The sequence below is a fragment of the Microcystis sp. CS-574 genome, assembly GCF_028329095.1.
Taxonomy (GTDB): domain Bacteria; phylum Cyanobacteriota; class Cyanobacteriia; order Cyanobacteriales; family Microcystaceae; genus Microcystis; species Microcystis ichthyoblabe_A.
Window position 1 is genome coordinate 1 of sequence record NZ_JAQMSY010000257.1, and the last position, 25022, is coordinate 25022.

Annotated in this window: 35 protein-coding genes and 2 pseudogenes; 30 read left to right on the plus strand and 7 right to left on the minus strand. The window is 43.6% G+C overall.

Features of this window, described 5'->3' with window-relative positions; translation table 11 throughout:
• Nucleotides 1–136 precede the first annotated feature (136 nt).
• Nucleotides 137–259 (plus strand): hypothetical protein, encoded by a 123-nt coding sequence (locus tag PN470_RS21005; protein ID WP_235194812.1) that lies wholly within the window; start codon nucleotides 137–139, stop codon nucleotides 257–259.
• Here the strand turns inward: PN470_RS21005 and PN470_RS21010 are convergent.
• On the minus strand, nucleotides 227–613 hold the full coding sequence (locus PN470_RS21010; RefSeq protein ID WP_002777104.1) for a type II toxin-antitoxin system VapC family toxin: 387 nt from the start codon (nucleotides 611–613) through the stop codon (nucleotides 227–229). The two genes, PN470_RS21005 and PN470_RS21010, sit on opposite strands and share 33 nt — an antisense overlap.
• A complete protein-coding gene (locus tag PN470_RS21015; RefSeq protein ID WP_002763578.1) occupies nucleotides 610–837 on the minus strand; it encodes a type II toxin-antitoxin system Phd/YefM family antitoxin in 228 nt (75 codons plus the stop codon). Before PN470_RS21015 ends, PN470_RS21010 begins: the two co-directional genes overlap by 4 nt.
• Nucleotides 838–1079: 242 nt before the next feature.
• On the opposite strand from PN470_RS21015, the gene PN470_RS21020 reads away from it, so the two are divergent.
• The 6 genes from PN470_RS21020 (at nucleotide 1080) to PN470_RS21045 (ending at nucleotide 3203) form a co-directional block, all read left to right on the plus strand.
• A complete protein-coding gene (locus PN470_RS21020; RefSeq protein WP_002748889.1) occupies nucleotides 1080–1304 on the plus strand; it encodes a hypothetical protein in 225 nt (74 codons plus the stop codon).
• Nucleotides 1294–1716: a putative toxin-antitoxin system toxin component, PIN family gene (locus PN470_RS21025; RefSeq protein WP_103113069.1), complete on the plus strand. Its 423-nt coding sequence runs from the start codon at nucleotides 1294–1296 to the stop codon at nucleotides 1714–1716. The genes PN470_RS21020 and PN470_RS21025 overlap by 11 nt, the downstream gene beginning before the upstream one ends.
• 78 nt (nucleotides 1717–1794) lie before the next feature.
• On the plus strand, nucleotides 1795–2037 hold the full coding sequence (locus tag PN470_RS21030) for a hypothetical protein (RefSeq protein WP_002737040.1): 243 nt from the start codon (nucleotides 1795–1797) through the stop codon (nucleotides 2035–2037).
• Nucleotides 2038–2068: 31 nt separating this feature from the next.
• Nucleotides 2069–2314, plus strand: coding sequence for a ribbon-helix-helix domain-containing protein (locus tag PN470_RS21035; RefSeq protein ID WP_002750632.1), 246 nt, complete (start codon nucleotides 2069–2071; stop codon nucleotides 2312–2314).
• Entirely contained in the window at nucleotides 2311–2736 is a 426-nt protein-coding gene (locus PN470_RS21040) for a putative toxin-antitoxin system toxin component, PIN family (RefSeq protein WP_271935728.1), read from the plus strand. The genes PN470_RS21035 and PN470_RS21040 overlap by 4 nt, the downstream gene beginning before the upstream one ends.
• A 242-nt stretch (nucleotides 2737–2978) precedes the next feature.
• Nucleotides 2979–3203, plus strand: a complete 225-nt coding sequence (locus PN470_RS21045) for a hypothetical protein (RefSeq protein ID WP_103113070.1) — start codon at nucleotides 2979–2981, stop codon at nucleotides 3201–3203.
• Nucleotides 3204–3218: 15 nt separating this feature from the next.
• On the opposite strand, the pseudogene PN470_RS21050 reads toward PN470_RS21045, so the two are convergent.
• Nucleotides 3219–3823 (minus strand): annotated as a pseudogene (locus tag PN470_RS21050) (helix-turn-helix domain-containing protein); the annotation flags it as partial.
• 256 nt (nucleotides 3824–4079) lie between these two features.
• Here PN470_RS21050 and cobA point away from each other — a divergent pair.
• From cobA to PN470_RS21075, 5 genes are all read left to right on the plus strand, one after another.
• Nucleotides 4080–4880, plus strand: coding sequence for a uroporphyrinogen-III C-methyltransferase (gene cobA, locus PN470_RS21055; RefSeq protein WP_069475348.1), 801 nt, complete (start codon nucleotides 4080–4082; stop codon nucleotides 4878–4880).
• A 10-nt stretch (nucleotides 4881–4890) separates the two neighbouring features.
• Nucleotides 4891–5310 carry a secondary thiamine-phosphate synthase enzyme YjbQ gene (locus tag PN470_RS21060; protein ID WP_103113071.1) on the plus strand — a complete coding sequence of 140 codons (420 nt, stop codon included), beginning with the start codon at nucleotides 4891–4893 and terminating at the stop codon, nucleotides 5308–5310.
• Between the two features lie 132 nt (nucleotides 5311–5442).
• A complete protein-coding gene (locus tag PN470_RS21065) occupies nucleotides 5443–5937 on the plus strand; it encodes a photosystem I reaction center subunit III (RefSeq protein WP_002750624.1) in 495 nt (164 codons plus the stop codon).
• Between the two features lie 45 nt (nucleotides 5938–5982).
• Nucleotides 5983–6111 (plus strand): photosystem I reaction center subunit IX, encoded by a 129-nt coding sequence (gene psaJ / locus PN470_RS21070; RefSeq protein ID WP_002738148.1) that lies wholly within the window; start codon nucleotides 5983–5985, stop codon nucleotides 6109–6111.
• Between the two features lie 159 nt (nucleotides 6112–6270).
• Complete coding sequence (locus PN470_RS21075) at nucleotides 6271–7869, plus strand: peptide ligase PGM1-related protein (RefSeq protein WP_103113072.1); 1599 nt, start codon at nucleotides 6271–6273, stop codon at nucleotides 7867–7869.
• Between the two features lie 131 nt (nucleotides 7870–8000).
• On the opposite strand, the gene sipA is transcribed toward PN470_RS21075, so the two are convergent.
• Together sipA and PN470_RS21085 are read right to left on the minus strand one after the other, a co-directional pair.
• A complete protein-coding gene (gene sipA / locus PN470_RS21080) occupies nucleotides 8001–8213 on the minus strand; it encodes a regulatory protein SipA (protein WP_002738252.1) in 213 nt (70 codons plus the stop codon).
• An 8-nt stretch (nucleotides 8214–8221) separates the two neighbouring features.
• Nucleotides 8222–8389: a hypothetical protein gene (locus PN470_RS21085; protein ID WP_180995429.1), complete on the minus strand. Its 168-nt coding sequence runs from the start codon at nucleotides 8387–8389 to the stop codon at nucleotides 8222–8224.
• Between the two features lie 113 nt (nucleotides 8390–8502).
• Here PN470_RS21085 and PN470_RS21090 point away from each other — a divergent pair, with 113 nt between their 5' ends.
• The 5 genes from PN470_RS21090 (at nucleotide 8503) to PN470_RS21110 (ending at nucleotide 10926) form a co-directional block, all read left to right on the plus strand.
• Nucleotides 8503–8739 carry a hypothetical protein gene (locus PN470_RS21090; RefSeq protein ID WP_008202209.1) on the plus strand — a complete coding sequence of 79 codons (237 nt, stop codon included), beginning with the start codon at nucleotides 8503–8505 and terminating at the stop codon, nucleotides 8737–8739.
• Nucleotides 8739–9191 carry a type II toxin-antitoxin system VapC family toxin gene (locus tag PN470_RS21095; RefSeq protein ID WP_002750618.1) on the plus strand — a complete coding sequence of 151 codons (453 nt, stop codon included), beginning with the start codon at nucleotides 8739–8741 and terminating at the stop codon, nucleotides 9189–9191. The genes PN470_RS21090 and PN470_RS21095 overlap by 1 nt, the downstream gene beginning before the upstream one ends.
• A 316-nt stretch (nucleotides 9192–9507) precedes the next feature.
• Entirely contained in the window at nucleotides 9508–10167 is a 660-nt protein-coding gene (locus PN470_RS21100; RefSeq protein WP_103113073.1) for a PEP-CTERM sorting domain-containing protein, read from the plus strand.
• Between the two features lie 96 nt (nucleotides 10168–10263).
• Nucleotides 10264–10518 carry a hypothetical protein gene (locus PN470_RS21105; RefSeq protein ID WP_002750614.1) on the plus strand — a complete coding sequence of 85 codons (255 nt, stop codon included), beginning with the start codon at nucleotides 10264–10266 and terminating at the stop codon, nucleotides 10516–10518.
• Nucleotides 10519–10527: 9 nt separating this feature from the next.
• Nucleotides 10528–10926: a type II toxin-antitoxin system VapC family toxin gene (locus PN470_RS21110; RefSeq protein WP_002750612.1), complete on the plus strand. Its 399-nt coding sequence runs from the start codon at nucleotides 10528–10530 to the stop codon at nucleotides 10924–10926.
• A 315-nt stretch (nucleotides 10927–11241) separates the two neighbouring features.
• Here the strand turns inward: PN470_RS21110 and PN470_RS21115 are convergent, their stop codons facing one another.
• Nucleotides 11242–12141, minus strand: a complete 900-nt coding sequence (locus PN470_RS21115) for an amino acid ABC transporter substrate-binding protein (RefSeq protein WP_069475684.1) — start codon at nucleotides 12139–12141, stop codon at nucleotides 11242–11244.
• A gap of 41 nt (nucleotides 12142–12182) precedes the next feature.
• Complete coding sequence (locus PN470_RS21120; RefSeq protein WP_002732891.1) at nucleotides 12183–12389, minus strand: hypothetical protein; 207 nt, start codon at nucleotides 12387–12389, stop codon at nucleotides 12183–12185.
• 119 nt (nucleotides 12390–12508) lie between these two features.
• On the opposite strand from PN470_RS21120, the gene PN470_RS21125 reads away from it, so the two are divergent.
• The 13 genes and pseudogenes from PN470_RS21125 (at nucleotide 12509) to PN470_RS21185 (ending at nucleotide 25021) form a co-directional block, all read left to right on the plus strand.
• Nucleotides 12509–13135 carry a TenA family protein gene (locus tag PN470_RS21125; RefSeq protein ID WP_103113074.1) on the plus strand — a complete coding sequence of 209 codons (627 nt, stop codon included), beginning with the start codon at nucleotides 12509–12511 and terminating at the stop codon, nucleotides 13133–13135.
• Between the two features lie 15 nt (nucleotides 13136–13150).
• A complete protein-coding gene (locus tag PN470_RS21130; protein ID WP_002777118.1) occupies nucleotides 13151–13558 on the plus strand; it encodes a DUF2605 domain-containing protein in 408 nt (135 codons plus the stop codon).
• 99 nt (nucleotides 13559–13657) lie between these two features.
• Nucleotides 13658–13963, plus strand: coding sequence for a DUF2973 domain-containing protein (locus PN470_RS21135; RefSeq protein ID WP_002732775.1), 306 nt, complete (start codon nucleotides 13658–13660; stop codon nucleotides 13961–13963).
• Nucleotides 13964–13974: 11 nt separating this feature from the next.
• Nucleotides 13975–14628 carry a YqiA/YcfP family alpha/beta fold hydrolase gene (locus PN470_RS21140; RefSeq protein ID WP_103113075.1) on the plus strand — a complete coding sequence of 218 codons (654 nt, stop codon included), beginning with the start codon at nucleotides 13975–13977 and terminating at the stop codon, nucleotides 14626–14628.
• Nucleotides 14629–14634: 6 nt separating this feature from the next.
• Nucleotides 14635–18165, plus strand: coding sequence for a helicase-related protein (locus PN470_RS21145; RefSeq protein WP_272105040.1), 3531 nt, complete (start codon nucleotides 14635–14637; stop codon nucleotides 18163–18165).
• A 230-nt stretch (nucleotides 18166–18395) separates the two neighbouring features.
• Nucleotides 18396–18674, plus strand: a pseudogene (locus tag PN470_RS21150) (GxxExxY protein); the annotation flags it as partial.
• Between the two features lie 50 nt (nucleotides 18675–18724).
• Nucleotides 18725–18955, plus strand: coding sequence for a hypothetical protein (locus PN470_RS21155; RefSeq protein WP_002754174.1), 231 nt, complete (start codon nucleotides 18725–18727; stop codon nucleotides 18953–18955).
• Nucleotides 18952–19254 (plus strand): hypothetical protein, encoded by a 303-nt coding sequence (locus PN470_RS21160; RefSeq protein WP_272105041.1) that lies wholly within the window; start codon nucleotides 18952–18954, stop codon nucleotides 19252–19254. The genes PN470_RS21155 and PN470_RS21160 overlap by 4 nt, the downstream gene beginning before the upstream one ends.
• 94 nt (nucleotides 19255–19348) lie before the next feature.
• Entirely contained in the window at nucleotides 19349–22312 is a 2964-nt protein-coding gene (locus PN470_RS21165) for a DUF1156 domain-containing protein (RefSeq protein ID WP_272105042.1), read from the plus strand.
• Nucleotides 22313–22388: 76 nt separating this feature from the next.
• Nucleotides 22389–22598, plus strand: a complete 210-nt coding sequence (locus PN470_RS21170; RefSeq protein WP_002754183.1) for a hypothetical protein — start codon at nucleotides 22389–22391, stop codon at nucleotides 22596–22598.
• Complete coding sequence (locus PN470_RS21175) at nucleotides 22595–23008, plus strand: type II toxin-antitoxin system VapC family toxin (protein WP_002777130.1); 414 nt, start codon at nucleotides 22595–22597, stop codon at nucleotides 23006–23008. The genes PN470_RS21170 and PN470_RS21175 overlap by 4 nt, the downstream gene beginning before the upstream one ends.
• A 149-nt stretch (nucleotides 23009–23157) precedes the next feature.
• Nucleotides 23158–24498, plus strand: a complete 1341-nt coding sequence (locus PN470_RS21180) for an AAA family ATPase (protein WP_016515480.1) — start codon at nucleotides 23158–23160, stop codon at nucleotides 24496–24498.
• Nucleotides 24499–24502: 4 nt separating this feature from the next.
• A complete protein-coding gene (locus PN470_RS21185) occupies nucleotides 24503–25021 on the plus strand; it encodes a hypothetical protein (RefSeq protein ID WP_272105043.1) in 519 nt (172 codons plus the stop codon).
• Nucleotide 25022 lies beyond the last annotated feature (1 nt).

Sequence of the window (25022 nt, forward strand, 5' to 3'; positions counted from 1 at the left end):
ATATCAAAATATTCAGATCGTGAAAGCAAAAGACTTTTTGGACTTTTTAGATCGAAATAATAACCATGAATTATGAACTTTACTCAATGGGATTTTATTAAAAGATATTCGCGAAGCAAGATTATCCGCAGGAGACGTGGGGACATTGGTAGAAAAACATCAAATCGAGGGATTAGAAACGGGTTATAGTGTCGAGTTTTCCGATAGGTTGAGAAAAACGATCGCCCTACCAAAGACGTTGAATACCGTACCGATCTAAAATAGTATCTACACTAATAATCGGAATATTTTCAACAATGGCTTGAGCTACCAGAAGGCGATCAAAGGGGTCTTTATGATAAAAAGAAAGGGTGATCAGCGCATCCGTATGTTCTGGTGTGATGGCAAGGATATTAAATTGATATTGATTAAGGCATACCTCGATAAAATCTTTGTAAGATTGATGTAAAATGAGTTTACCGATACTGATTTTGATGGCGATTTCCCAATAGGATGCTGGGCTGATTAATATTTCGTTATTTTGGTTAATAATTAGTTGATGGGCGGCGCTACTTAGTGGGGATTCGTTGAGTGTGTACCAAAGCAGAGTATGGGTATCGATTAGACATTTCAATGCAGATACTCCGCAAAGTCTTGTAAGTGTTCTTCATCATCGGCCACGATGGTAATCATTCCTTTACATAGGCCAGGCCCCGGACGTTGGGGAGATGTGGGGGTTTGCCCGATTAATTTGGCTAGTGGGAGATTATTATCGGTAATCAACAATTCTTCTCCCGGTTTGAGATTGTATATCAGTTCGGGCAGTTTGGCTTGAGCTTCTTGGAGAGAGACAATCATAATTTTACGGCAAGCGCGAAGATGAAAGGACTTTCTAGGCCGATAATTTCTCGATTCTAACCGATCGAACCCCGGAAGGTGTAGGCGAACCGAAAACCTTCTCCATTAAGGACTGGTGTTAAACTGATTAATCATGCTGGTGTCTAGAATTGACCTATGCCGAACTTAACCTTAAGCAACGAACAAGTTATCGACTTATTCAAACAACTCCCCAAAGCACAGCAAGAATGAGCCTTAATACTATGAGCAAAATTTCGATCGAAGTCAGTCCCGAAGCGGCAGAAGTCTATCAATCCGCATCCCCGGAGGAACAAGAACGCGTCCGGGTTCTTGTCGATTTGCTAATTAGAAAGCCAGTTAACAGCGATATCGATTTCTTGAGAAAACTAATGGACGAAATTAGTGATGAGGCGGAAGCTAGAGGATTAACACCCGAAATCCTAGAATCTTTATTAAATGAGCCTTGAATACTATTTCGTTTTCGATACCAACGTTTTAGTAAGTGCGCTTCTCTCTAAAAACGGTAAAGCTCGTCAGGCATTAGACAAAGCCCAAAATATCGGCAAGCTTTTAATGCCCGAATCTACTTTGTTAGAATTGATCACTGTTTTCAATCGTCCCAAATTCGATAGATATGCCTCCTCAGCAAAAAGGCGGCTATTTATAACGGCGATAGAAAGAACCGAGGAAATTGTCGTGATTCGAGAGAAAATCAAGGTTTGCAGAGATGAGAAAAATAATCAGTATTTAGAACTAGCGATCGATGGTCAAGCTACCTGTATTGTAAGCGGCGATTCTGATCTATTAGTTTTAAATCCATTTCGAGAAATCCCAATTTTAACGATTCAAGAATTTCTAGATCATGACTTTTCCCGTTAGCGATCAGTCCCCCCACCCACGAGCCGGCTAGAGACTCGTGTTAAACTGATTAATCATGCTGGTGTCTAGAAGCGACCTATGCCGAACTTAACCTTAAGCAACGAACAAGTGATCGAATTAGTCAAACAACTCCCCGAAGACCAGAAACAGGAAGTTTATAAAATTCTCATCCTCAGTCAGTCGGACCGATGGGAATCCTTGTCTAACTACGCCATTGACAAAGCTCGAATCGTAGCCAAAGAACGCGGCTATGATTGGGATACCATGACGGAAGAAGAAAAAGAAGAATTTATCGATGAAATCGTTCACGAACCATCATAATATCCACCGAATTTACAGAGTGTATTTTACCATGAATATTACCTTAAATCCCGAATTAGAACAATTAATTAACTCTCAATTAGCGACAGGAAACTATAACAGCGTTGAAGATTTATTAAAAGACGCTTTGTTAAATTTAGCGGACAAACAAAACCGTCAGACTTTAAGCCAAAAAGTTAAAGAACTCTTTGATAAAACTCAATCCTTACCCGGCGTTCAGGATATTACCGAAGAAGATATCGCCGCAGAAATTGAAGCCTATCGGAGAGGCGAATGAAAGTCGTGATCGATACGAATATTCTAGTTTCGGCAATTTTAAAAGGAAGGTTGCCGAGAACGGTTATACAATTCGTGATCGAGTCTAATAAAATCGAATGGATTGTTTCCGAAGCTATTTTAACTGAATATAAAGATGTTGTCAGCCGTCCTAAGTTTAAGCTGTCGGAAGGATTGATAAGAGAATGGTATAGGATTTTCGATACAGTTCCTAGATTAATTGATGTTCACAGCACCGTTGATTTCCCTAGAGATCGATCGGATGCTAAATTTCTAGCTTGTGTGATGACAAGTGATGCTGACTTTTTGATCACAGGTGATAAAGACTTTGAAGAAGTAGATAATTTAGGATCGACAACTATAATTTCTGCCTCAGAATTTAAAGCACTCGTGATCGATCCCGTTGCGGATGAAGAATCTTGAAATCCTGTTGATCCCGCGATACTCGATCGAAGGAGTCTTTATGATAAAAAGGAAGGGTAATCAGCTCCTCCGTAGGTTCTGGTGTGATGGCAAGGATATTAAATTGATATTGATTAAGACATAATTAGCTGGTTATAATTAAATTAAAAATGGACTATGCGGAACTTAACCTTAAGCAATGAACAAGCACTCGAATTAGTCAAACAACCCCCCGAAGCATAGCAAGAATGAGCCTTAAGAATATGAGCAAAATTTTGATCGAAGTCAGTCCCAAAACAGCGGCAGCCGATCAATCCGCATCCTCTGAAGAAAAAGAGCGTGTTCGGATTTTTATTGATCTGTTGATGAGAAAGCCAGGTGAAGACGATAGCGACTTTCTTGGTAAGCTGATGGACGAAATTAGCAATCGATCCGAAGCTAGAGGATTAACACCCGAAATCCTAGAATCTTTATTAAATGAGCCTTGAATATTATTTCGTTTATATATTGACTAATGCGACAACTTTTTCTAAGCTTATAGCACTAATTATTGAAATATTTCTTCCTCTTTTTTGTGGTTTTCTTTCTCTATCTCTTTGGGCAATTAAGGCTCTAGCATAGAGTCTCAAAAGGGCTAAATTTACCCCCGATTCATCGATAAAAATTAGTTTTGATGCCTCAATTTCCCGCACTTGTGACCAGTATTCTACTCTTTTTTGCTCTACCCTGTCACTTTCTTTTTCCGCCGCGTGTAGTGTTTTTTTTTGAAACTGTAATTGAGTTTTTGCGTCAGCCGCCCCAGGGTGGCTCTACTGACTTTCACCTGTGTCTTTTCATACAGTAATTCTGATAATTCTTCGAGAGTTGCATCATTGTTAGCTTCGATGATTTCTATTAAAATTATCAGTTGTTCACTATTTAACTTGGTTGGCGGACTTCCCCCTTGCGGACGAGGACGGATATCTCCTGTTTCTTTATATTGCTTCAATAACTTCTGAATAAAGCTTTTAGCCACGTCAAATCTCTGGGCTAGTCCTCGAATGGAAATTTTTTCTTTCTTCCAGACATCGATAATTTTTTGGCGAAAATCTACGGAATAGGGTCTCATAGGAAGCTGGCGAGTTCTATTATTTGTCTATTTGCTTTCTATTGTACCTCATAGCTCCAAGAATTTCTATAGACAAGATTTAGGATCAGAGTGATCGCTAGATTAAAGGTTAAGTAATGTTAAGATCATAATTCTTCATGAAGAAAGCGCATGATCGCCGAGTGACTGTAGCTAAAAATACCAAATTTTGCCCCAGTCACAATAAAGTAGGGATCAAGCGCATTCGATCGAAGCAAGAATTTTCTCCCCAGTATCTATGAATCAATCAGAAAGTTGCGGTAAGGTCTATCTCGTCGGTGCGGGTCCCGGGGATCCCGGTTTGTTGACCTTAAAAGCGAAAGTTCTCTTAGAAAATGCCGATGTTGTCCTCTATGATGCCCTAGTCAGCCCCTCGATTCTAGCCATGATTAACCCCAAGGCCGAACAAATCCATGGGGGTAAGCGTCGCGGTCGTCATTCTCTGGTACAGGAGGAAATCACCGATTTACTGATCCAAAAGGCCCAGACTAATGCCGTGGTTGTTCGTCTCAAGGGAGGTGATCCCTTTGTTTTTGGTCGCGGGGGTGAAGAAATGCTTGATCTGATTGCGGCCGGAATTAGCGTCGAGATCGTGCCGGGGATCACTTCAGGAATTGCCGTGCCTGCCTACGCTGGTATTCCCCTCACCCATCGCAATTATAGTTCTTCCGTTACCTTCGTCACCGGCCACGAGATGGCGGGTAAATATCGTCCTCAAGTTAACTGGTCAGCGATCGCCCATGGTGCGGAAACAATTGTCGTTTACATGGGTGTGCATAATTTACCCTATATTATCGGCGAGTTAACCAAGGCCGGCAGAAGTCCAGAAACACCGATCGCCCTGATTCGCTGGGGAACAACACCGCAACAACAGCAGTTAATCGGTACTTTCAGCACGATTATGGACCAGATTGAAGCCACCGGCTTTGAAGCCCCAGCGATCGCTGTTATCGGGGCAGTGGTGAACCTTCACGATCTCTTGCAAGCGGGACAACCTTTGCTCTCCAGGACAATCCCCCCCACCCCCATTTCTCCCTGATTCGGTTGCCATGCGTCAATATCAAAAATCCCTGACGATTACCACCAGTCCCAAGAATTTCCATCGTCTTACTGCCCCCATAGAAGCGATCGTAGCCGAATCGGGCATAACGACGGGATTATGCAGTATATTTGTCTGTCACACCTCCGCTTCCTTGCTGATCCAAGAAAATGCCGATCCCGATGTTCTCACCGATTTGGCCAATTTCTTCGCCAAGTTAGTCCCGGAAGATAGCAGTCTCTACTATCACTCTACCGAAGGGCCAGACGATATGCCCGCTCACATTCGCTCGGTCCTAACCCGAACATCGGAACAAATCCCGATCGCTAGGGGTAAATTAGTTTTAGGCATCTGGCAAGGTATCTATCTCTGGGAACATCGTCAGAGTCGTCACCAAAGACAAGTGGTGGTTCATATCATCGGGGTCTGAAGCGTTGCGTATAGTTTTGTAATAGAAACTTTACTCGTACCCCTCATCGGAGTAAGATTTTTTCCGTGTACGATCAAATTGTTCGCTTTTTGAACAAAGAACTTCATATTTCGTAACAAAAGGAAACAATTTATGCGAAAATTGTTCGCTCTGGCCCTGGTGCTATCCCTCTGGTTCACCTTTGCCGCTCCAGCGTCGGCTGATTTGTCCAATCTGACCCCTTGTAGCGAAAATCCCGCTTTCCTACAAAAAGCGAAGAGTTTCCGCAACACCACTCCCGACCCCGAATCGGGAGCCAAACGCGCTCAAATCTACTCCCAAGCTCTCTGTGGACCGGAAGGCTATCCACACCTAATTGTTGATGGTCGTTGGGACCACATGGGCGATTTCTTTATCCCTAGCATCCTATTCCTGTACATTACCGGTTGGATCGGTTGGGTTGGTCGGGCCTATTTAATCGCCGTGCGCGACGACAAAGATGCCGAAATGAAGGAAATCATCATCGATGTTCCCCTCGCTCTCAGCAAAATGTTAACGGGTTTTCTCTGGCCCTTGGCGGCTTTACAAGAAGCCACTTCCGGTAAATTAACCGTTAAGGATTCGGAAATTACCGTTTCCCCTCGTTAATTTTTGTGTCAAACCCTTGACTTTTTATTCCCTAGGAGAACTCAGATGGAAGGACTTACTAAATTTCTCTCGTCCGCACCCGTGTTAATTATGGCGCTGCTGACTTTCACTGCCGGGATTTTAATCGAATTCAATCGCTTTTATCCCGATCTCTTATTCCACCCGCTAGGTTAAAGCCAATCTCAGGTGATTAAAAGGGATACAGAGTCCACTGTATCCCTTTTTAATGGCAATGATCACAGGGGAATATTAAGAAAAGAAAGACACTGGAGACGACAGGCTCTCAAAATCGATAAGATACAGGTATCTGCAACCCCAGAGGTGGGACAAACCATGCTGTTAGATAGAGATTTGATGCTAGAAAAGCGGCTGCGGTATCAAGAATTACAAGAAAAATTAAAAGAGATTTGGCAGGGAGAAAACGTTCTCGAATCGGATGAATGCGATTATGATATCCTAGTTATCCCTTCTTTTAGTATCGATCAGAGAGTCGGTCAAAAAGTGGCGGGGTTTTTACATTACGAAGAAAGATTATTATTTTCTCTGATTCGATTGCGACACCCGAAAACTCGTTTAATCTATGTAACAGCGCAGCCACTTTCGCGGATGGTGATTGATTATTACCTGCAATTGTTGCCTGGGATTCCTTTTTCCCATGCTAATAATCGTCTGTTATTACTGACAACTCACGATAACTCTTTTCAACCTTTAACCCAAAAAATTCTGGACAGACCGCGCTTAGTAGCAAGAATCCGGCAAGCGTTGCGTCGAGATCGGGCCTATATGGTTTGTTTTAATTCTACTAATTTAGAGCGAGAATTGTCTTTACAATTAGATATTCCTTTATTTGCCTGTAGTCCAGATTTATTGTATTGGGGTTCTAAAAGTGGCAGTCGCGAGATTTTTGGTCAAGGCAATATTCCCCATCCTGACGGTAGTTTACAGGTAAATACGGTCAAAGATTTGTTATACGAAGCTGCTAGTTTGTGGTCCCGTCAACCGCAACTAAAACGCATGGTAGTGAAGTTAAATGAGGGGTTATCGGGAGAAGGAAATGCAGTTTTAGATTTACGTCCTTTAGGGGAAATTGTTGATAGTAACAGCCTAGATTTAAGCGAGAAAATGAATCTCTTGGCTAAACTATTAGACAAGATGAGTTTTCAAGCAAGGGATGAAAATTGGGACAGTTTTTCTGGCAAAATTGCTGAATTAGGGGGAATTGTCGAGGCTTTTATTGAAGGAGAAGAAAAGCGATCGCCGAGTGTGCAAGGTTATATTACACCCACGGGAGAAGTGAAGATTCTTTCCACTCACGATCAAATTTTAGGGGGTCCCGATGGTCAAATTTATCTAGGTTGCCATTTTCCCTCTGATGAAAATTATCGCCTGCAATTACAGGAATTAGGTCTAAAAATAGGGGAAATTCTGGCAGCCAAGGGAGCAATTGAACGCTATGGAGTTGATTTCGTCGCTGTGAAAAATCCAGAAACTTTAGTCTGGGATCTACAGGCGATCGAAATTAATCTGCGAAAAGGAGGAACCACCCATCCTTTTATGACTTTGAAACTTTTAACTAATGGTAAATATGATCGAGAAACTGGATTATTTTTCAGTCAACCTCACCAAGAAAAGTATTATATTGCCTCCGATAATCTCCACAAACCCCAATACAAAGGTTTACTTCCCGATGATTTAATGGATATTATTGCTAAACATCACTTACATTTTGATAGTAGCAGTAAAACGGGAACGGTTTTTCATCTCATGGGTGCGCTGTCAGAATTTGGTAAATTAGGGTTAACTTGTATCGGCAATTCTAGTGAGGAAGCGGCGGCAATTTATCAGCGTGTGGAACAGGTTTTAGATTGGGAAACAGAGCCTAGTTCCATAAATTTAGGTTATTATTCTGGATTACCGATCACTTGGATATAACTAGACTGATTTACTGGGTATAATTTTTTGTCTGAGAGATTTAATCATCTAAGCAGGCAGTTTCTGGCAGCCAATGACCGATAGTTTTACCTTGGTTAAAAGTTGTCTTGACTGCGATGCACTTAACTGGTTTAAATGACCTCTAAATATTTGCTATCGAGCAGAAATGAGCCTCGATCGAATTTTACACCCCAATAACCCCCCGGCCGGCGATCAATCACCGTGCCTATATCGTCAATATTGAGCAGATCCGGCGGCCGTAACATAGGCATGGGATCGGCGGTTTTCAGGTAAGGGGGAATGGCAATCAGACGGACTTTTCCCCCGATGCTAATTTCACTCATGGTACTGACTAGATGCGATCGTGATAATCTTCCAAGTTAGCATATTTCAAATCATTCTCAAGATAGATTCCCCAAAGAATAGGTGTTGTGTAAGCTGTTCTCGTCACATTTTTCCCTTGGGTTGGGGTGTTGCCTGACCTAGCGGCGAGGGTGGCGATCGCTATCGGTACAATCAAAAAGACCCAAAATCTTAATCGCTAGTTAGGGAGAGGAATGTAAAGATTTATTAAATATAGAGAAATTGCGGCATGAGATATGATTGATATGGTTGCCTATTAGTCTAAGTCAAATGAACATTGAACAAGTTATCATTAAAAACCTAAGAAAACTTCCCTTAGAAAAACAACAAGAAGTGTTATCCTTCACCGAATCTCTCACCTCAAGAATTTCCCTCCCTTCCCCAGATTATAGTCTCACTCCCCAGGAAAAAGCTCAAAAATGGCAGAAAGTAATCGCTAAACTTCCTAAAACAAGTGCGAATTTACCTGATGAAGCTTTACACCGTGACACTATGTATGAAGACTAATGACTCAATATTTACTGGATACTAACATTTTGCTTCGGGCGGCTGATACGTCTTCAGCAACTTATTCTCTTGCTAATAATGTAATTACTCAAATCGTCGAAACAGCTAATGAATGTGTTATTATTCCTCAAGTTTTAATTGAATTTTGGGTAGTTGCAACCCGACCCCTTGATGTTAATGGTTTAGGTTGGACTCCAGCACAAGCTACAAATTATGTCAATGATTTATTAGATAACTTTACATTAATTGCAGAAACGCCGGATATTTTTCCCCTTTGGTTTCAATTAGTCACCATCTACAACATTAAAGGAAAACGCACTCATGATATTAGGCTTCTTGCTGTCATGAAAGCTTCTAACATTACCCATTTATTAACCTTTAATCCTGATGACTTTATCCCTATTCCCAATATTACCATCGTTCATCCTCAAGATTTCATTAATTCCCAATAATTAAGCAGCAAATCCGACATACCGCGCCACAATCCCTCACGGAAGGCAATAGGTCGCTTGAGAAGGGGTAAAACAGGGGAAAACACCTGAGACTCCTTCCCCTGTGAATCCCTAAGCTAGGGAGAGAAATGTAAAGATTTATTAATTGTATATTTTGATACAGTTATGGGGGGGGAATGTGTATGATCCCGTTGTATCCCCTTGTAGTTTGGTTAAGGTGTTGCCTGACCTAGCAAAGAAACGACAAAAGTAGGCTAATAGCCTCAAAGCTAAGACTACAAACTTACACACAAAAAACACTACTCAGGAGTAAAAAATGAAAAATTGGACTTTAGCCTTAGCTCTTGGAGCGGCTGCAACGACTACAATGATTGGCTTTGGAGTAAATCCTGCTTCGGCTTTGACATTTAATTTTCGTTTCGATATAGATTTTCCCTCTGCTGCCAATCCCACACCAGTTAATGCCACATTGATCACGGAGGATTTTTTGACCACTGAATCAGGCTTTACTGGATATAGAGTTACATCCATAACTGGAACTCAAGGTACAAGTCCATTTGCCGCTCCAGAGAGTGGTCCAATAATTGGTCTATTAGCTCCAGGCACAACTCAGATTGGTCCATTCGCTGCCCTAAACGATAATCTATTTAATCCAAATGGTGTTGCAAACCCGGGACATAATACAGCATCTGCCTTTTTCTCTCAAGGGGGACTTGCTTACACGATTAATGAAAAGAACACCACTCCTCCTACTGTTGATCCTTATCAGGCATTCTATGATGATGCTAGTCAAAGTTATATGGGGTGTTTGACCCCGTGTGCTACTCTTAGCAACCTAAAGCTAGTTCCTGAACCCTCCTCAACCGCTGGAGTTTTAGCTATTGGCTCCTTTGGTGCATTAGGTGCAGCTTCAACCCTGAAACGCAAACTAAAATCATCCAAAACATCAGAAAACGAAACCACAAAAGTAGGCTGAATTGCTTACCAAAGTAGAATTAATGCCCCTTCATTCAGTCAGTTGAGGGGGTTTATTGTATAATAGGGACATAATTAAATCAAGAGGATTTTGGTTATGCAACAGGTGACGATTGAGCTACCCACCACCATAATTAATGCTCTAGCCGCCTACAATCAAGAGCATAAGGTATCTTCTTCTGATACAGTACAAACGGCTATAGAATCATTTTTAATAGCGAAAGGCTATTTATCCAAACCGAAAAAATCTTTTCACTTATCTCCCGCACCCAAAGGAAGTGGCTATACTGACACATCCATCAATCATGACGCTGTTTTAGCCGAAATTACTCTGTCCCATAAATTACCTTAAGCTCAAATCTTGAAAGCGATTATTGCCGACACAACCCCCCTTTACGGAGCAATAGATACCAGTGATCAATATCATAGTAGAGCGCAAGCAGAGCTAAGACGCATAGAATCGGAAGATTTAACAGTTATTATCTCTTTCCCCGTATATATAGAAACTTACAGCTTGCTTCTATATAGATTAGGATTTGAACAAGCCAATCATTTCACACAAAATTGCTTAGAATCTGCTAATCTGATCAATCCGACAGAAGATCAGTATTTCGCAGCCATAGCAAAAGCTAAACAATTTCCTGATCAAACTATTACTATTGTTGATGCTTTGACTGCTATCATCTCAATCGAATTAGATCTACCTGTTTGGAGCTATGATTATCATTTTGATATAATGCGGGTGAAAGTATGGAGATAACCCTAAAGTGCCAACTAAAACCCTCCAACCCCTCAGAAAAGGAAACCACAAAAGTCTCCTAAAAAACATTAATAAAAAACTCGTAATCGCCCCTTCATTCAGTCAGTTGAGGTGGTTTATTTTTTACCTTTATTAACTTGATTAATAACAAATCAAACTTTAAAAACCCGCTCCATTCTCCCCATTTTCCCGCTTTCCTATACCTTTTAAACAGGATTTATTAGGGTCAACAAGAGTCTTAGGGAGACAAATTAATCAATACTTTTGCCCCTTGACTCTTGCCTTTTTCAATCGGTTCCTAAAAAGGTCTTGATTTTAGGGAAATACAGTTAAAGGAATCCATTCGTAGGTGTTGACAATGCCTTGAAAATAATCATTAATAGTTTCTCTGGAATAGGGAACAACACCATCTTCACCAAACCAACGTTCATAAATTGTCACCGCTTGTTGTTGGTCGCTAACGATCCCTTCCATGAATTTTAATAAGGTGTAATTCACTGTATCGCGCCATTTAGAATCATTTTCGGGTAAAGTACAGGCATAGGATTCGTAGGCGTAGGGATAGGAGGGAACTATGGCTAAATTATTAGGATTTTTAGCACTTTTCCTTAAACCTTCTAGGGTAATGCCATCACTGGCAAAACCATCAATTTCTCCCGCTTCTAGTTTTTGTAAACCCTCGCCACGATTTTTAACTTTGACCAAAATAGCGGCGGGTTGTTGGGTTTTAATTACCGATTCATTAGTAGTATTGGCAATCACTCCAATGCGTCTGCCTGCCAAGCTACCGATGTCATCAAGATTACTACCTTTGCGGGTGAGCAATTGAGTACCACCGGCAAAGTAACTAACGGAAAAATCCACTTCATTTTCTCTTTTCCAAGTAAAAGTAGTGGAGCCACATTCGATATCGATAACCCCTGTTTTCAACTTTTCAAAACGATTTTGGGGATTAATCTCAACAATTTTTAACTTAATTGGTTTTCCTAACTTCCGTTCGGTTTCCTTGCGAATTAACTCTAACATATCAAGGCTGTAACCCACCCACTTGCCCTGGGAGTTGACAAAACCAAAGGGAATAGCATCTTTACGAGCGCCGGCAGTAATTACCCCAGTTTTTTGAATGCGATCGAAGATTGCTCCCGCAAGGCTAGAATGGTTACTGGTGACGGTTAAAGCTACTGTCATCGTCATGACGGCAAGTGTACGCTTCATTTTTTTCCCTAATCTGAAAGTGGCTCAAGTCTGGGACTGTTTTAGGAGACTGAGAGTTTCCCAGAGGAAGATTTTTTAGCGGCGATTGCTGGGGACAAAAAAAGAGGAGAGATGTTACTCTCTCCCCCTTTTAGTTTTTTCGACAACATTTTAAATTGTTTTTTCAGTTGTCGCTGTCGGGCCGAACCGCCCTTGCCTTTGTCGTTACGTCCCTGACGGCGGGGAGACTCCCATCGCTTAAGTCGCATAGTTTTTAATTCCAATTTAGTCAGTTATATTTTTTATTGTAACAGGTTTAACGTCAGTTTGGATTAAGGAATGCTGAACTCTAGTTAACCAACCTTGTCCACCTAATTAGTATTTTCCCATGCTTAGTCAGCAACTTTGGCACAGCCATCAAGATCTAGTACAAGCTTGTCTAGAACACCCTTTTGTGCGAGGTATCGCCACAGGAGAGCTTAAACGGGATTGTTTCGCTTTTTATGTCGGTCAAGATGCTTTTTTTCTGGAATCTTTCGCTCGTGCTTACAGTATCGCCGCCGCTAAAGCTCCCGATTGGCAGGGATTTACTAGCTTTCATCGGTTAGCGGCGGGGGTATTAAAGGAGTTAGAATTACATGAAAATTATGCTTTACAGTGGGGAGTTGACCTGAGAAAGGTTCAGCCCGCTAATGCCACCCGTCGCTATACGGATTTTCTTCTCGCTACTGCTTGGATGGGTGACATCGGTGCGATTGCCGTGGCGATGAGTCCCTGTATGCGTCTTTATGCTTATCTGGGTCAACAATTAGCCTTAGAGCCGATTTCTGAGAATCCCTATCAAGCTTGGATTGATAGTTATAGTGGGGATGAATTCGCAGCTTTAGCAAGCCAGTTAGAGGAATTAGCGGATAAATACGCCCTGATGACGGAAAATATCTCTTTATCCTATCGTTATGCCCTTAGTTGTGAACTGGATTTCTTTAGTGCCGCCTACAGCCGGGGCAAATCTTAAAGTTTTCCCGTCACAATGTTAAGAAATATAAATGACGCTAAGATTAAGGTAAGCAAAATCGTCATTATAAAAATAATGTTCCCTTCGCAACCCGCCGAAAACGAACTCCTGAAAACCATCTTGGAACCTCTACTAGAGGATTTCACCTATTGGTTTTCCCGTTCCCGTCTTCTCCTCGAATCCGAGAGATTATCCTTTCTCAGCCTCGAGGAACAAAACGATTTATTAGCAAGAGTCAAAAACGCTCAACAGGAGGTGGCCACGGCTCATTTACTCTTTAAAACCACAGGTGGTCAGGTGGGTATCGAGGCCAAGATGTTGTTGCCTTGGCACCAGCTGGTGGCAGAGTGTTGGGGGGTCAGCAGTCGTCGTCGTCGATTACAGGGTTGGGGAGAATATCAATCTCCTCAAACTGACGCTTAACCTGAAACTTTTTTGGTAAGCTAGAGAATTGAGCGAATTTTTAGCATAAAGTTTTGGCAATTAGGAATATTCACACATAATTCATGGGAGACTCGGCCAATGTTACATCTGCTCTATATCCTCGCCTTCACAGTTATCGCTTTTTTGACCATTAATAATTTAATTCGGAGTCTGATTACTGTCAGCATGGATTCCCAGAAACGTCCTGCTAAATCGGCTAATTCCTATAATCCCTACGGTTATCCCATGACTTCCCATCCGGAACTTTTGGACGAGGCCGGACAACCGATTAATGAACCTCTGTTAGTGATTCGTTCTCTCACTGTCGAAGATGCTCGTCAACAGTTGGATGCCATTTATAATTCTTCTCCCAGTGCCACCAAAGAGCAAGATGAGGAAATCTGATTGGTTTTAGAATGGCGGTTCTTGAAAACAGACATATTTATCTACACGGTTTTGCTTCTGGCCCCCAATCAACAAAAGCGCAATTTTTGAGACATTGTTGGCAAAAGAGGGGTTTAGCAATGGAAATTCCCGATCTTAACGGTGATGACTTTTCTAGCTTAACTCTCACTCGTCAGATTGTTCAAGTCGGCCAATTGATTGAACAATCTCAGTTTCCCGTTACACTGATTGGTTCCAGTTTTGGCGGTTTAACGGCAGCTTGGCTGGCAGAAACTTATTCTCAGGTGCAAAGGCTCGTTTTATTAGCTCCCGCTTTTAATTTCGGGCCGATTTGGTTGGGACAATTGGGAGCAGAAACCCTAGCCAATTGGCAAAAATCTGGGAGTTTATCGGTTTATCACTACGGTTATCGTCGTTATCTGCCAATCTATTACAAGTTTATCGAGGATTTAGCCAATTATCCCCAAGAAAAGTTAATCAGGCAGCTCCCCACCCTAATTATTCATGGTCGTGCCGATGAGGTGATTCCCCTAGAAAATAGTCGCTATTATGCTTTTTCTCGTCCTTGGGTACAGTTAATCGAATTAGATAGCGATCATGCCCTTAACGATGTGATGACGAGGATATGGGCTGAAATGCAATTATTCCTAGACATCGGTCTTTAGGCGATCATGACTAAACTTGAGGAACTAACGAGCGGCTCTATTGTTAACGGCATTCTGCCCAATCAAAGCATTACCGTCATTGAGGCCAAGTGGCATGGCAGCGACGCGGTAGAACTGACCTACAAAGATACCAACGGACAACCCTACACAGAACTGCTCTTTCGATACCGAGAGCCAACCCTAGAGATTCTCACCGAAGGAAGACCGTGGGGTTTCGATGGCGACGGAGCTTTGCTGCGCCTAGTTTCCGAAGCCCATCGCATCCGGTTGGCCTACCTGTTTGACCCGCTTCTAGCCGTCCATACCTCTCTGGTAGAACCACTCCCTCATCAAATCACTGCTGTTTACGGTGAGATGCTCGATCGCCAACCCCTACGCTTTTTGTTGGCCGATGACCCCGGGGCCGGGAAAACCATCATGGCGGGATTGTTAATTCGAGAACTCCTGATTCGAGGTGACTTAGCGCGCTGCTTAATCGTCTGTCCAGGCAGCCTCGCAGTCCAGTGGCAAGATGAACTACATAACAAATTTCACCTTCCCTTCGATATCCTCACCAACGACCGCATCGAAACGGCCCGCACCGGCAACGCCCTCGCCGAAATGGGTCTGGTCATTGCCAGACTTGATAAACTCAGCCGTAATGACGACCTCCAGAAGAAACTCCAGCAGACTGATTGGGATCTGGTCATCTGCGATGAGGCCCACAAGATGTCCGCTTCTTTCTTTGGTGGGGAAATTAGGGAAACAAAGCGTTACAAATTGGGCAAACTCCTCTCTAGTGTTACCCGCCACTTCCTGCTGATGACCGCGACTCCCCACAACGGCAAAGAAGAAGACTTTCAGTTATTCCTAGCTCTACTCGATGGCGATCGCTTTGAGGGGCGATTCCGGGACGGAGTTCATGTATCAGATACTTCCGACCTGATGCGCCGTCTGGTCAAAGAGGAACTGCTCAAGTTTGACGGCAAGCCACTTTTCCCCGAAAGAATCGCTCACACGGTCAGTTACCCCCTCTCCGACCAAGAAGCGATCCTCTACAGTCGAGTCACCGAGTATGTACGCGAAGAATTTGACCGAGCCGAAGCCCTGGCCAACGACGGGCGCAAGGGGACAGTCGGCTTTGCCCTCACCATTTTGCAACGCCGCCTCGCCTCCTCTCCGGAAGCCATCTATCAATCCTTGAAACGACGACGAGAGCGGTTACAAAAGCGACTCCGAGAAGAAGAACTGCTCAAGCGAGGCCAGTCGCTGGAGATAGAATTTGCTACCGTCCTTGACCAAGACGACATCGATAACGACTTTGAGGATACCGATAGCAGCGAGCGGGAGGCCACGGTCGAGGAGGTGGTCGATCAGGCCACAGCATCGCGTACCATTGCCGAACTACAGATTGAAATCGCCCTGCTGAAAAAGCTTGAAGACCTAGCCAATACCGTTCGACGGAGCGGAAAAGACCGTAAGTGGGAAGAGTTTTCCCATCTTCTGCAGGATGAAGCGGAGATGTTCGATGCAGGAGGATACCGCCGCAAAATAGTCGTCTTCACCGAACACAGAGACACCCTCAACTACTTGAAAGAGCGGATCAGTACACTCCTTGGCAACCCAGAAGCTGTTGTCACCATTCACGGTGGCATGGGTCGGGAAGACCGCAAAAAAGCCGAAGAAGGCTTCAAGCAAGACGTAGGAGTACAGGTACTTCTGGCCACCGATGCCGCCGGAGAAGGGATCAACCTGCAACGAGCGCATCTCATGGTCAATTATGACCTACCCTGGAACCCAAACCGCCTAGAACAGCGATTCGGTCGTATTCACCGGATTGGACAGACCGAGGTTTGTCATCTCTGGAATTTGGTGGCTCACGAAACCCGCGAGGGAGATGTGTATCGGACGCTCCTCGAAAAACTCGAAGCCGAACAAAAAGCTTTAGGCGGACGGGTGTTCGACGTATTAGGTAAAGCGATTGCGGGAAAAGAATTGCGCGAACTTCTCATCCAAGCCATCCGTTACGGCGATCACCCAGATATAAAAGCAAGCTCAAACCAGGTCATCTCTGAAAAGCTCGATCAAGAGAGACTAAGGGAATTGCTGGAAGAACGCGCCCTAGCACGGGATTCGATGGATGCTTCCAAGGTTCAGAAAATTCGAGAAGATATGGAGCGAGCCGAAGCCAGACGGTTACAGCCGCACTTCATCGCCGCATTTTTCCTCGAAGCCTTCCAACGCTTAGGCGGCACCCTACGCCAGCGAGAGCCAAAGCGATACGAAATTACCAACGTCCCCGCCGTTATCCGTAACAGAGACCGCTCTTTAGGGATAGGAGAGCCAATTCTCAAACGCTATGAGCGCATCTGTTTTGATAAAGACCTGATTAGTGTTCCGGGGAAACCCGTTGCTACCTTTGTCTGTCCCGGCCATCCCCTGTTAGATGCCACTATCGATCTTGTCTTGGAACGGCATCGGGAATTACTCAGACGGGGGGCTATCCTAGTTGATGACAGTGATCCAAGCGAGGAAATTCGGGCGCTGGTGTACTTAGAACACGCCATTCAAGACGCTCGGCTAAATCCCGATGGCAGACGGCGGGTGGTGTCGCGGCGAATGCAGTATGTGGAAATTCCTCTGTTTGCACCACAGAGACAGGGAGAGAGGGATGCTGGGTATGCCCCTTATCTAGATTATCGTCCTTTGCAGGAGGAGGAGCGGGCGATCCTAGGGCCGATCCTTGATTCTCTCCCTATCGGTAATGAGATTGAGAGCCAGGCCCGCAATTATGCGATCGCTAACCTTGTCTCTTCCCATCTTCAGGAGGTACGGCAGCGCAAGGAAGAGTTAATTGAAAAGACCCTTATAGCAGTTAAAGACCGCCTGACCAAGGAGATCAACTACTGGGACCATCGGGCGGCCCAGTTGCGCCTACAGGAAGAAGCGGGGAAGACAAATGCGCGGATCAATTCCAACAAAGCCCAGATGCGGGCCGATGAACTACAAACGCGGTTGCAAAAGCGCTTGTCTGAATTGGAGCAGGAGCGTCATTTATCCCCATCGCCGCCGGTGGTGGTGGGAGCAGCCCTCATCGTACCGGGGGGACTGTTAGGGCGACTTTTAGGCAAGCCAATGTTTGCCCGGGAGACAAAGCGCGTCGAGCAGCTGGCAATGGCGGCAGTCATGGCGGCCGAAAAAGCTTTGGGGTATGAACCGCGGGATGTGAGCGCCGAGAAGTGCGGCTATGACATCGAATCGCGCAGGACCGGAACAGGCCGCTTACGGTTTATCGAAGTCAAGGGTAGAGTAGAAGGAGCAGAGACGGTGACTGTCACCAAGAACGAGATCCTTGCATCCTTTAACAAGCCAGAGGATTTTCTGCTGGCCTTGGTTTCGGTTTCTCCCTCAGAGGAGGTTCGGGTCAGATATGTGCGCCGGCCATTCCAGAGAGAACCGGATTTTGGGGCGTGTAGTGTTAATTATGATTGGGGAGAGTTATGGGAGAGGGGGGATATGATTGAACCACAAAGGCACGAAGGACACGAAGGGAATTAACCACAAAGGCACGAAGGACACTAAGGGAATTAACCACAAAGGCACGAAGGACACGAAGATAGAAGAACCACAAAGGCACGAAGGACACTAAGGGAATTAACCACAAAGGCACAAAGGACACTAAGGTTATGGATGAGAGGGCTAATGATTTATCTAAGGAGATTATTGGGGCGGCGATCGCTGTTCATCGGGAGTTGGGTCCAGGACTATTGGAGTGAGCCTATGAGGCCTGTTTAGAGTACGAGTTATTGGATAGGGGGATAGCGGTGGAGCGTCAAGTTCCTCAATCAGTGATTTATCGCGGTGTTAAACTTGATTGTGGTTATCGTCTCGATCTATTGGTGGAAAATCTGGTTATTGTCGAACTGAAAACTGTTGAACAACTTACCCCCATTCACGAGGCCCAGTTGTTAACCTATCTCAAATTACGCCGGCTTTGGCTAGGATTACTGATTAATTTTAACGTTCCCGTTCTCAAACAAGGCATCAAACGCCTTGTCAATAATTAATCTTTGTGTCCTTTGTGCCTTTGTGGTTCTTTATCCCAAGAGTCTCAATTATGAATACTTACAAAATACAAACAGTTTTAACTGAAGATGGGACGGTATTATTGAAAGAATTACCTTTTCAGGCTGGAGATGCGGTGGAAATTATTATTTTAGAGCAATCTAAAACATCGTCATCATCTAGTCAGGAAAAACTAATACATTCCTTGAAAGGTTCTGTCCTTCGTTATGATGATCCCTTTGAACCAGCTATTCCACCAGAAGACTGGGAAGTTCTAAAATGATTATTTTGGACACTCATATTTGGCTCTGGTGGGTTGACAGTAGCTCACGTCTCACAGCACGGCTAGAACAATTAATTTTAGAGCATCAGGTTAGTCAGCTACGATCGCATCCCAAAACTCAGCAAGATAAAATTATTACTAATAAATCAGCGTCTAATTTATATCCGTTACGCGAAAAAGAACCCTCTCGATACGACGAACCTCTTGAGCCTGCGGATAGGGAATATCTCAAGGGAATTTCATCTATGTTGAGTGAATGGGAGTCAGAGGCTGATGAATGTGCCTACAGTGATTTATGACCGATCGAAGTATTGTAGAGAAAGCTCTCAAACAATTACTTAAGCTCAACTAAACCTTCGTGTCCTTTGTGCCTTTGTGGTTCTTTTATCTCCCATGACCTACCGTAAAAAACTCATTGAAGTGGCCCTACCCCTAGAAGCCATTAACGTCGAATCGGCACGGGAAAAATCGATTCGCCATGGTCATCCCTCTACTCTACATCTTTGGTGGTCCCGGAAACCTTTAGCTACAACTAGGGCGGTTTTATGGGCTTCTTTGGTGGATGATCCTTCCAGTTGGCCAGAGAAATTTCCCACGGAAGAAGCACAGAATCGGGAACGGCAGCGATTGTTTGATATTTTGGGTAGGATTGAGCTTGAAAAGGACAAAAAAGGCAACACTAAGCAGGTGGTTAGAGGGTTGGTATCTTGGGATGAGATTAACCAGCCTAACTCAGCAGTATTGCTAGAAGCACAACGAGAAATTGCTCGCTGTTTGGCTTGGGAACGTGGGGAAGAACCCCCCACTAAACCTGATGCTATACAGGACTATATCGCTAAATATGCCCCCCCCGCCTATGACCCGTTTTGTGGTGGTGGTTCCATTCCTTTGGAGGCCCAGCGCTTGGGGTTGCAGGCCCACGGTAGTGACCTCAATCCGGTGGCGGTGTTGATTACTAAGGCTTTGATCGAGATTCCGCCCAAGTTTAAGGATAAACCGCCGGTTAATCCCGATTCTCGCCAAAAACAAAAGATTTCTTCCTGGGAAGGGGCCCAGGGATTGGCCGCAGATGTGCGCTATTACGGTCAGTGGATGCGGGATGAGGCTTTTAAAAGGATTGGGTTTCTTTATCCGATGGTGGAAACCAACCACAAAGGCACAAAGGACACTAAGGTGATTGCTTGGCTTTGGGCCAGGACGGTGAAGTGTCCTAATCCGGCCTGTGGCTGTCAGATGCCTTTGGTTAATAAGTTCTCGCTTTCGACGAAGAAGGGTAAGGAGGCTTGGGTTGAGCCTTTTGTGGGGGATTTTAACCACAAAGGCACAGAGGGGGATTTTAACCACAAAGGCACAGAGGACACAAAGGGGGATGATTTTGGTGTCTCTGGGGTGTCACCCAAAATCCGCTTTGAGGTCAAAACGGGTAAGGGTACGGCCCCAGATGGGACGGTGAACCGCAAGGGTGCAGTTTGTATCGCTTGTAATACTCCTGTTCCTTTTGATCATATCCGTAGGGAAGGTAAGGCAGGCCGGATGGATTCTCAGTTAATGGCCATTGTCGCTGAAGGACAAGGGGGAAGGGTTTATCTTTCTCCTGATGAGGAACAGGAATATATCGCTAAAAAAGCACAACCTGAATGGAAACCTGATACTGAATTAATTGGCAAAGCCGCAGTCAATGTTCCCCTCTATGGCATGACGAAACACGCCGATTTATTCACTCCCCGTCAACTCGTCGCCCTCACTACTTTTAGCGATTTAGTTAGTGAAGCCAGAGAAAAGATTAAAGCTGATGCAGTAGCCGCAGGAATCCCTGATGATGATTTATCTCTTAATGATGGGGGAATAGGTGCGACGGCTTATGCGGATGCAGTGGCGACTTATTTGGCTTTTGCGGTGGACCGCGTATCAGATGTTTGCTCAACTATTTGTTCGTGGAATATAAGCAGGGATGGTCTGCGTAATACGTTTGCTCGTCAAGCTATACCAATGTCATGGGATTTTGCCGAAGCAAATCCCATGAGTGACTCGACGGGCAATTTTAATGGTGCAATTGATTGGATAGTTGAAGTTATTAAAAAATCCTCTTGTTCCGCTCCAGGACAAGTTATTCAACTCGATGCTACTAAAAATCATAAAAATGATTCAATAGCTAAATTGATTTCCTCAGACCCCCCTTATTATGATGCTATACCCTATGCAGACTTATCTGATTTCTTTTATGTTTGGATGCGTCGGTCTATAGGTTCAATTTATCCAGAGATTTTTAATACGTTATTAGTTCCTAAAACTCAAGAAATGGTTGCCGATCACTTTCGACATGGAAGCAAGGAGAAGGCAAAACAATTTTTTGAAGATAGTCTTATTCAAGTTTTTAAACGAGTCAATCAAATCAACTATCAAGATTATCCCGTCACAATCTACTATGCGCTCAAGCAAACTGAAACTGATGATCAGCAGAACGTCTCTTCTACAGGTTGGGAAACAATTTTAGAAGGTTTAATACAAGCTAATTTTAGTATTGACGGAACATGGCCTCTCCGAACAGAAAGAGAAGCTAGAACCCGTAATATCAACTCTAACGCCCTCGCCTCATCTATAGTCCTCGTGTGTCGTCCCCGTCCCGCCGACGCACCCAAAGCCAGCCGCCGGCAATTCCTCAACGAACTGAAGCGTGACCTTCCCCAAGCCCTAAAACTGCTGCAACAGGGCAATATTGCCCCCGTTGACCTCGCCCAAGCCAGTATTGGGCCCGGGATGGCAATCTACTCCAAATACGCCGCTATCCTCGAATCTAACGGCACTTCCATGGGTGTTCGTACGGCCCTGCAACTGATTAACCAGATTCTCGACGAATTTCTCACCGAACAAGAAGGAGAATTTGATAGTGATACCCGTTGGGCGCTCACTTGGTTCGAGCAGTACCAATTCAACGAAGCACTATATGGCGATGCAGAAACCCTCTCCAAAGCCAAAAACACCAGTATTCAGGGCATGGTTGAAGCTGGCATACTAGAAGCAAAAGCAGGTAAAGTGCGACTACTCAAACGTGAAGATCTTAAAACCGATTGGAAGCCAGAAAAAGATGAGCGGACACCCATCTGGGAAATCACCCAACACCTCATCCATACCCTCGATAAAAACGGCGAAACCGGAGCCGCAGAACTCTTGGCTAAACTAGGAAACAAAGCCGATTTAGCCAAAGAACTCGCCTATAGACTTTATAGCCTCTGCGACAGAAAAGGTTGGACCCAAGAAGCCATAGCTTACAATAGCCTAGTCACCTCTTGGCCAGAAATCACCCGTCTAGCCAACGAATATAAACCCTCTCCCGAACAACTATCCTTTTCTTTGTGACCTTTGTGCCTTTGTGGTGAATTTAAACCACAGAGACACAGAGAACACAGAGTTTTAAAATCAAGTAGTAACCCCCATGAAACTAACCATTGAAGTTCCCGATAACTTAGCAAAACGTCTCAATAACTACTTAAAAGAGCATCCCGAAGAAACCCCGTTAAGTGTAGTTCAAGAAGCCCTAGAAATCAAACTAATTCCCAAAGATACCTCTAGACTTCTAGAACTAGCGGGAATTGTCGAGAATGCCCCACCAGATGCCTCCGTTAACGAAGATTATTTGACATGAGACGATTAGTCCTTGATGCTGGGCCACTTATTGCCCTGTTATCGAGCCAAGATAATTACCACAAGGAAGCGATAAAGGGGTTTGCACAACTACCGCAGGAATTTGGCGCAGTTTTAACCCCTTTACCCATCTTGTTCGAGGTTTATAAATTCGTAGCTAGGGAACAATGTCCACAAGTAGCGCAAAAGGCATTAACTATAATTAAAGAAGAGACCACAATCGTGCCGCTTGAAATGGAAACCATGCAGACTACATTTGATTTAGTCATACAAATGACCAATTGGCAGGGTAGTCTAGAAGATGCTTCAGTGGTAGTCATTGCTCAAAAATTTAACGCCCTAATCTGGACTCTCGATTACAGAGACTTAACTTGGTTTAAAAACATTGAGCTATGGACACCATCTACCTAATCTTTGTGACCTCCGTGCCTTTGTGGTTCCCCAAACTTTGTGACCTTTGTGCCTTTGTGGTTCCCCAAACTTTGTGACCTTTGTGCCTTTGTGGTTCAAAATCCCCCCTCTCCCAAATCCCCACAAGTTTCTAATCTCAAATTGTAATTATGTTTAAAACAATCAAGTTTAAAAACTTTAAATCATGGCAAGATACAGGAGACATTTCCTTAGCTTCTCTTACAGGATTTTTTGGTAATAATAGCTCTGGAAAATCCAGCATTATTCAATTCTTTTTACTTCTCAAGCAAACTGTGGAGTCTAGCGATCGCCAAAGAGTCTTAAACACAGGGGATGAAAGAAGTTATGTTGAGTTAGGGACATTGTATGATATTGCTTATAATCACATTATCCCCAGTGTAATCTCTTTTAAATTAGAATGGGATTTATCAGAAGAATTAAATATTTTTAATCCCGAAAGCTCTCAAGAAGATGTACTTTTTTCCTTAAACTCTCTGGAATTTTATTCAGAAATAAAGCTAAATGATAATCAAATATTTTTAGAAAACTTTTGCTATAATTTTAACTATAATTCAGAAAATATAAGCTTTAAATTCAAGAAAAATGCCGAAAAAGACTCCTGTGAATATGAACTACAATCAGAAGGATATCAACCGAAAAGAAGTAGGGGGAGAGCTTGGCCTCTCCCAGTTCCAATAAAAAACTATGGTTTTCCTGACCAAGCAATTAGTTATTTTCAAAATACAGGCTTTTTATCGGATTTTTCCCTAGCCTATGAAAAAGCATTTGAGAGTATCTATTATCTTGGTCCCCTGAGAGAATACCCCAAAAGAATTTACTCTTGGGCCGGAGAAAAACCGCGAGATGTTGGTCGTAGGGGAGAATTAGCTATTCCGGCCTTACTAGCTTCTCAACAATCAACCATTCAAGAGACCATTGCTTACTGGCTAAAAGAATTAGCTCTAATTCATAGTTTTCAGGTGCAAGCAATTGCAAAAGATCGCAAAGACTATGAAGTTTTGGTACAAAGATTTCCCGATACAGCAAAAGTTTTAATAACAGATGTCGGCTTTGGTGTTTCTCAGGTTTTACCTGTTTTGGTTCTGTGTTATTATGCGCCAGAAGGCTCAACAATCATTTTAGAACAGCCAGAAATTCATCTGCATCCTTCCGTACAGGCTGGACTTGCCGATGTATTTATTGATGCTATTAAAACTCGCAAAATTCAAATCATTGTCGAGAGTCATAGCGAACATTTACTGCGTCGTCTTCAGCGTCGTATTGCTGAAGAAAAAGACGGATTAAGCCCTCAAGACATTAAACTTTACTTCTGTAATTCCAAGCAAGATGGAAGCTCTAGTTTAACCACCTTAGAAATCGACGACTTTGGAAATATTGCCAACTGGCCAGAAAATTTCTTTGGTGATGAAATAGGAGATTTATTTGCCATGACCGAAGCTGCTATGAAACGTCAGATAGTTAGTGAATAAACCCATGAAAGCCATTATTGATACAAACGTCTTAATCGCCGCTAACGGTAGAGATTGTCCTCAAGTTACTCCTAAATGTCAGTTAAGGACAGGACAATATTTAAGAGACATAAAAGAAAATGGAATCATTGTGATAGACAATCAATGGCTAATCTTAAAAGAATATAGAAACAAAGTAAATCAAACAGGACAACCAGGAATAGGAGACGCATTTCTCAAATGGGTATTGACTAATCAGACAAACTCTCAACGTTGTCAACAAGTCAAGATTCATCCTTCAGAAGATAATAGCTTTCAAGAATTTCCTGATGATCCTCAATTAAAAAAATTCGACCCATCAGACCGAAAATTTGTCGCTGTTGCCCTCGCCGCACAAGATTGCCCTCCCATTATCAACGCTGTGGATTCAGACTGGGCCGAGTTTTACGAAGCCCTAACCATCTACGGAATCAGCATAGAGTTTCTTTGTGGTGAAATCGTCTCCCCACAGACCACTCAAGCACAAGTACCTAACCCTCCGTGAC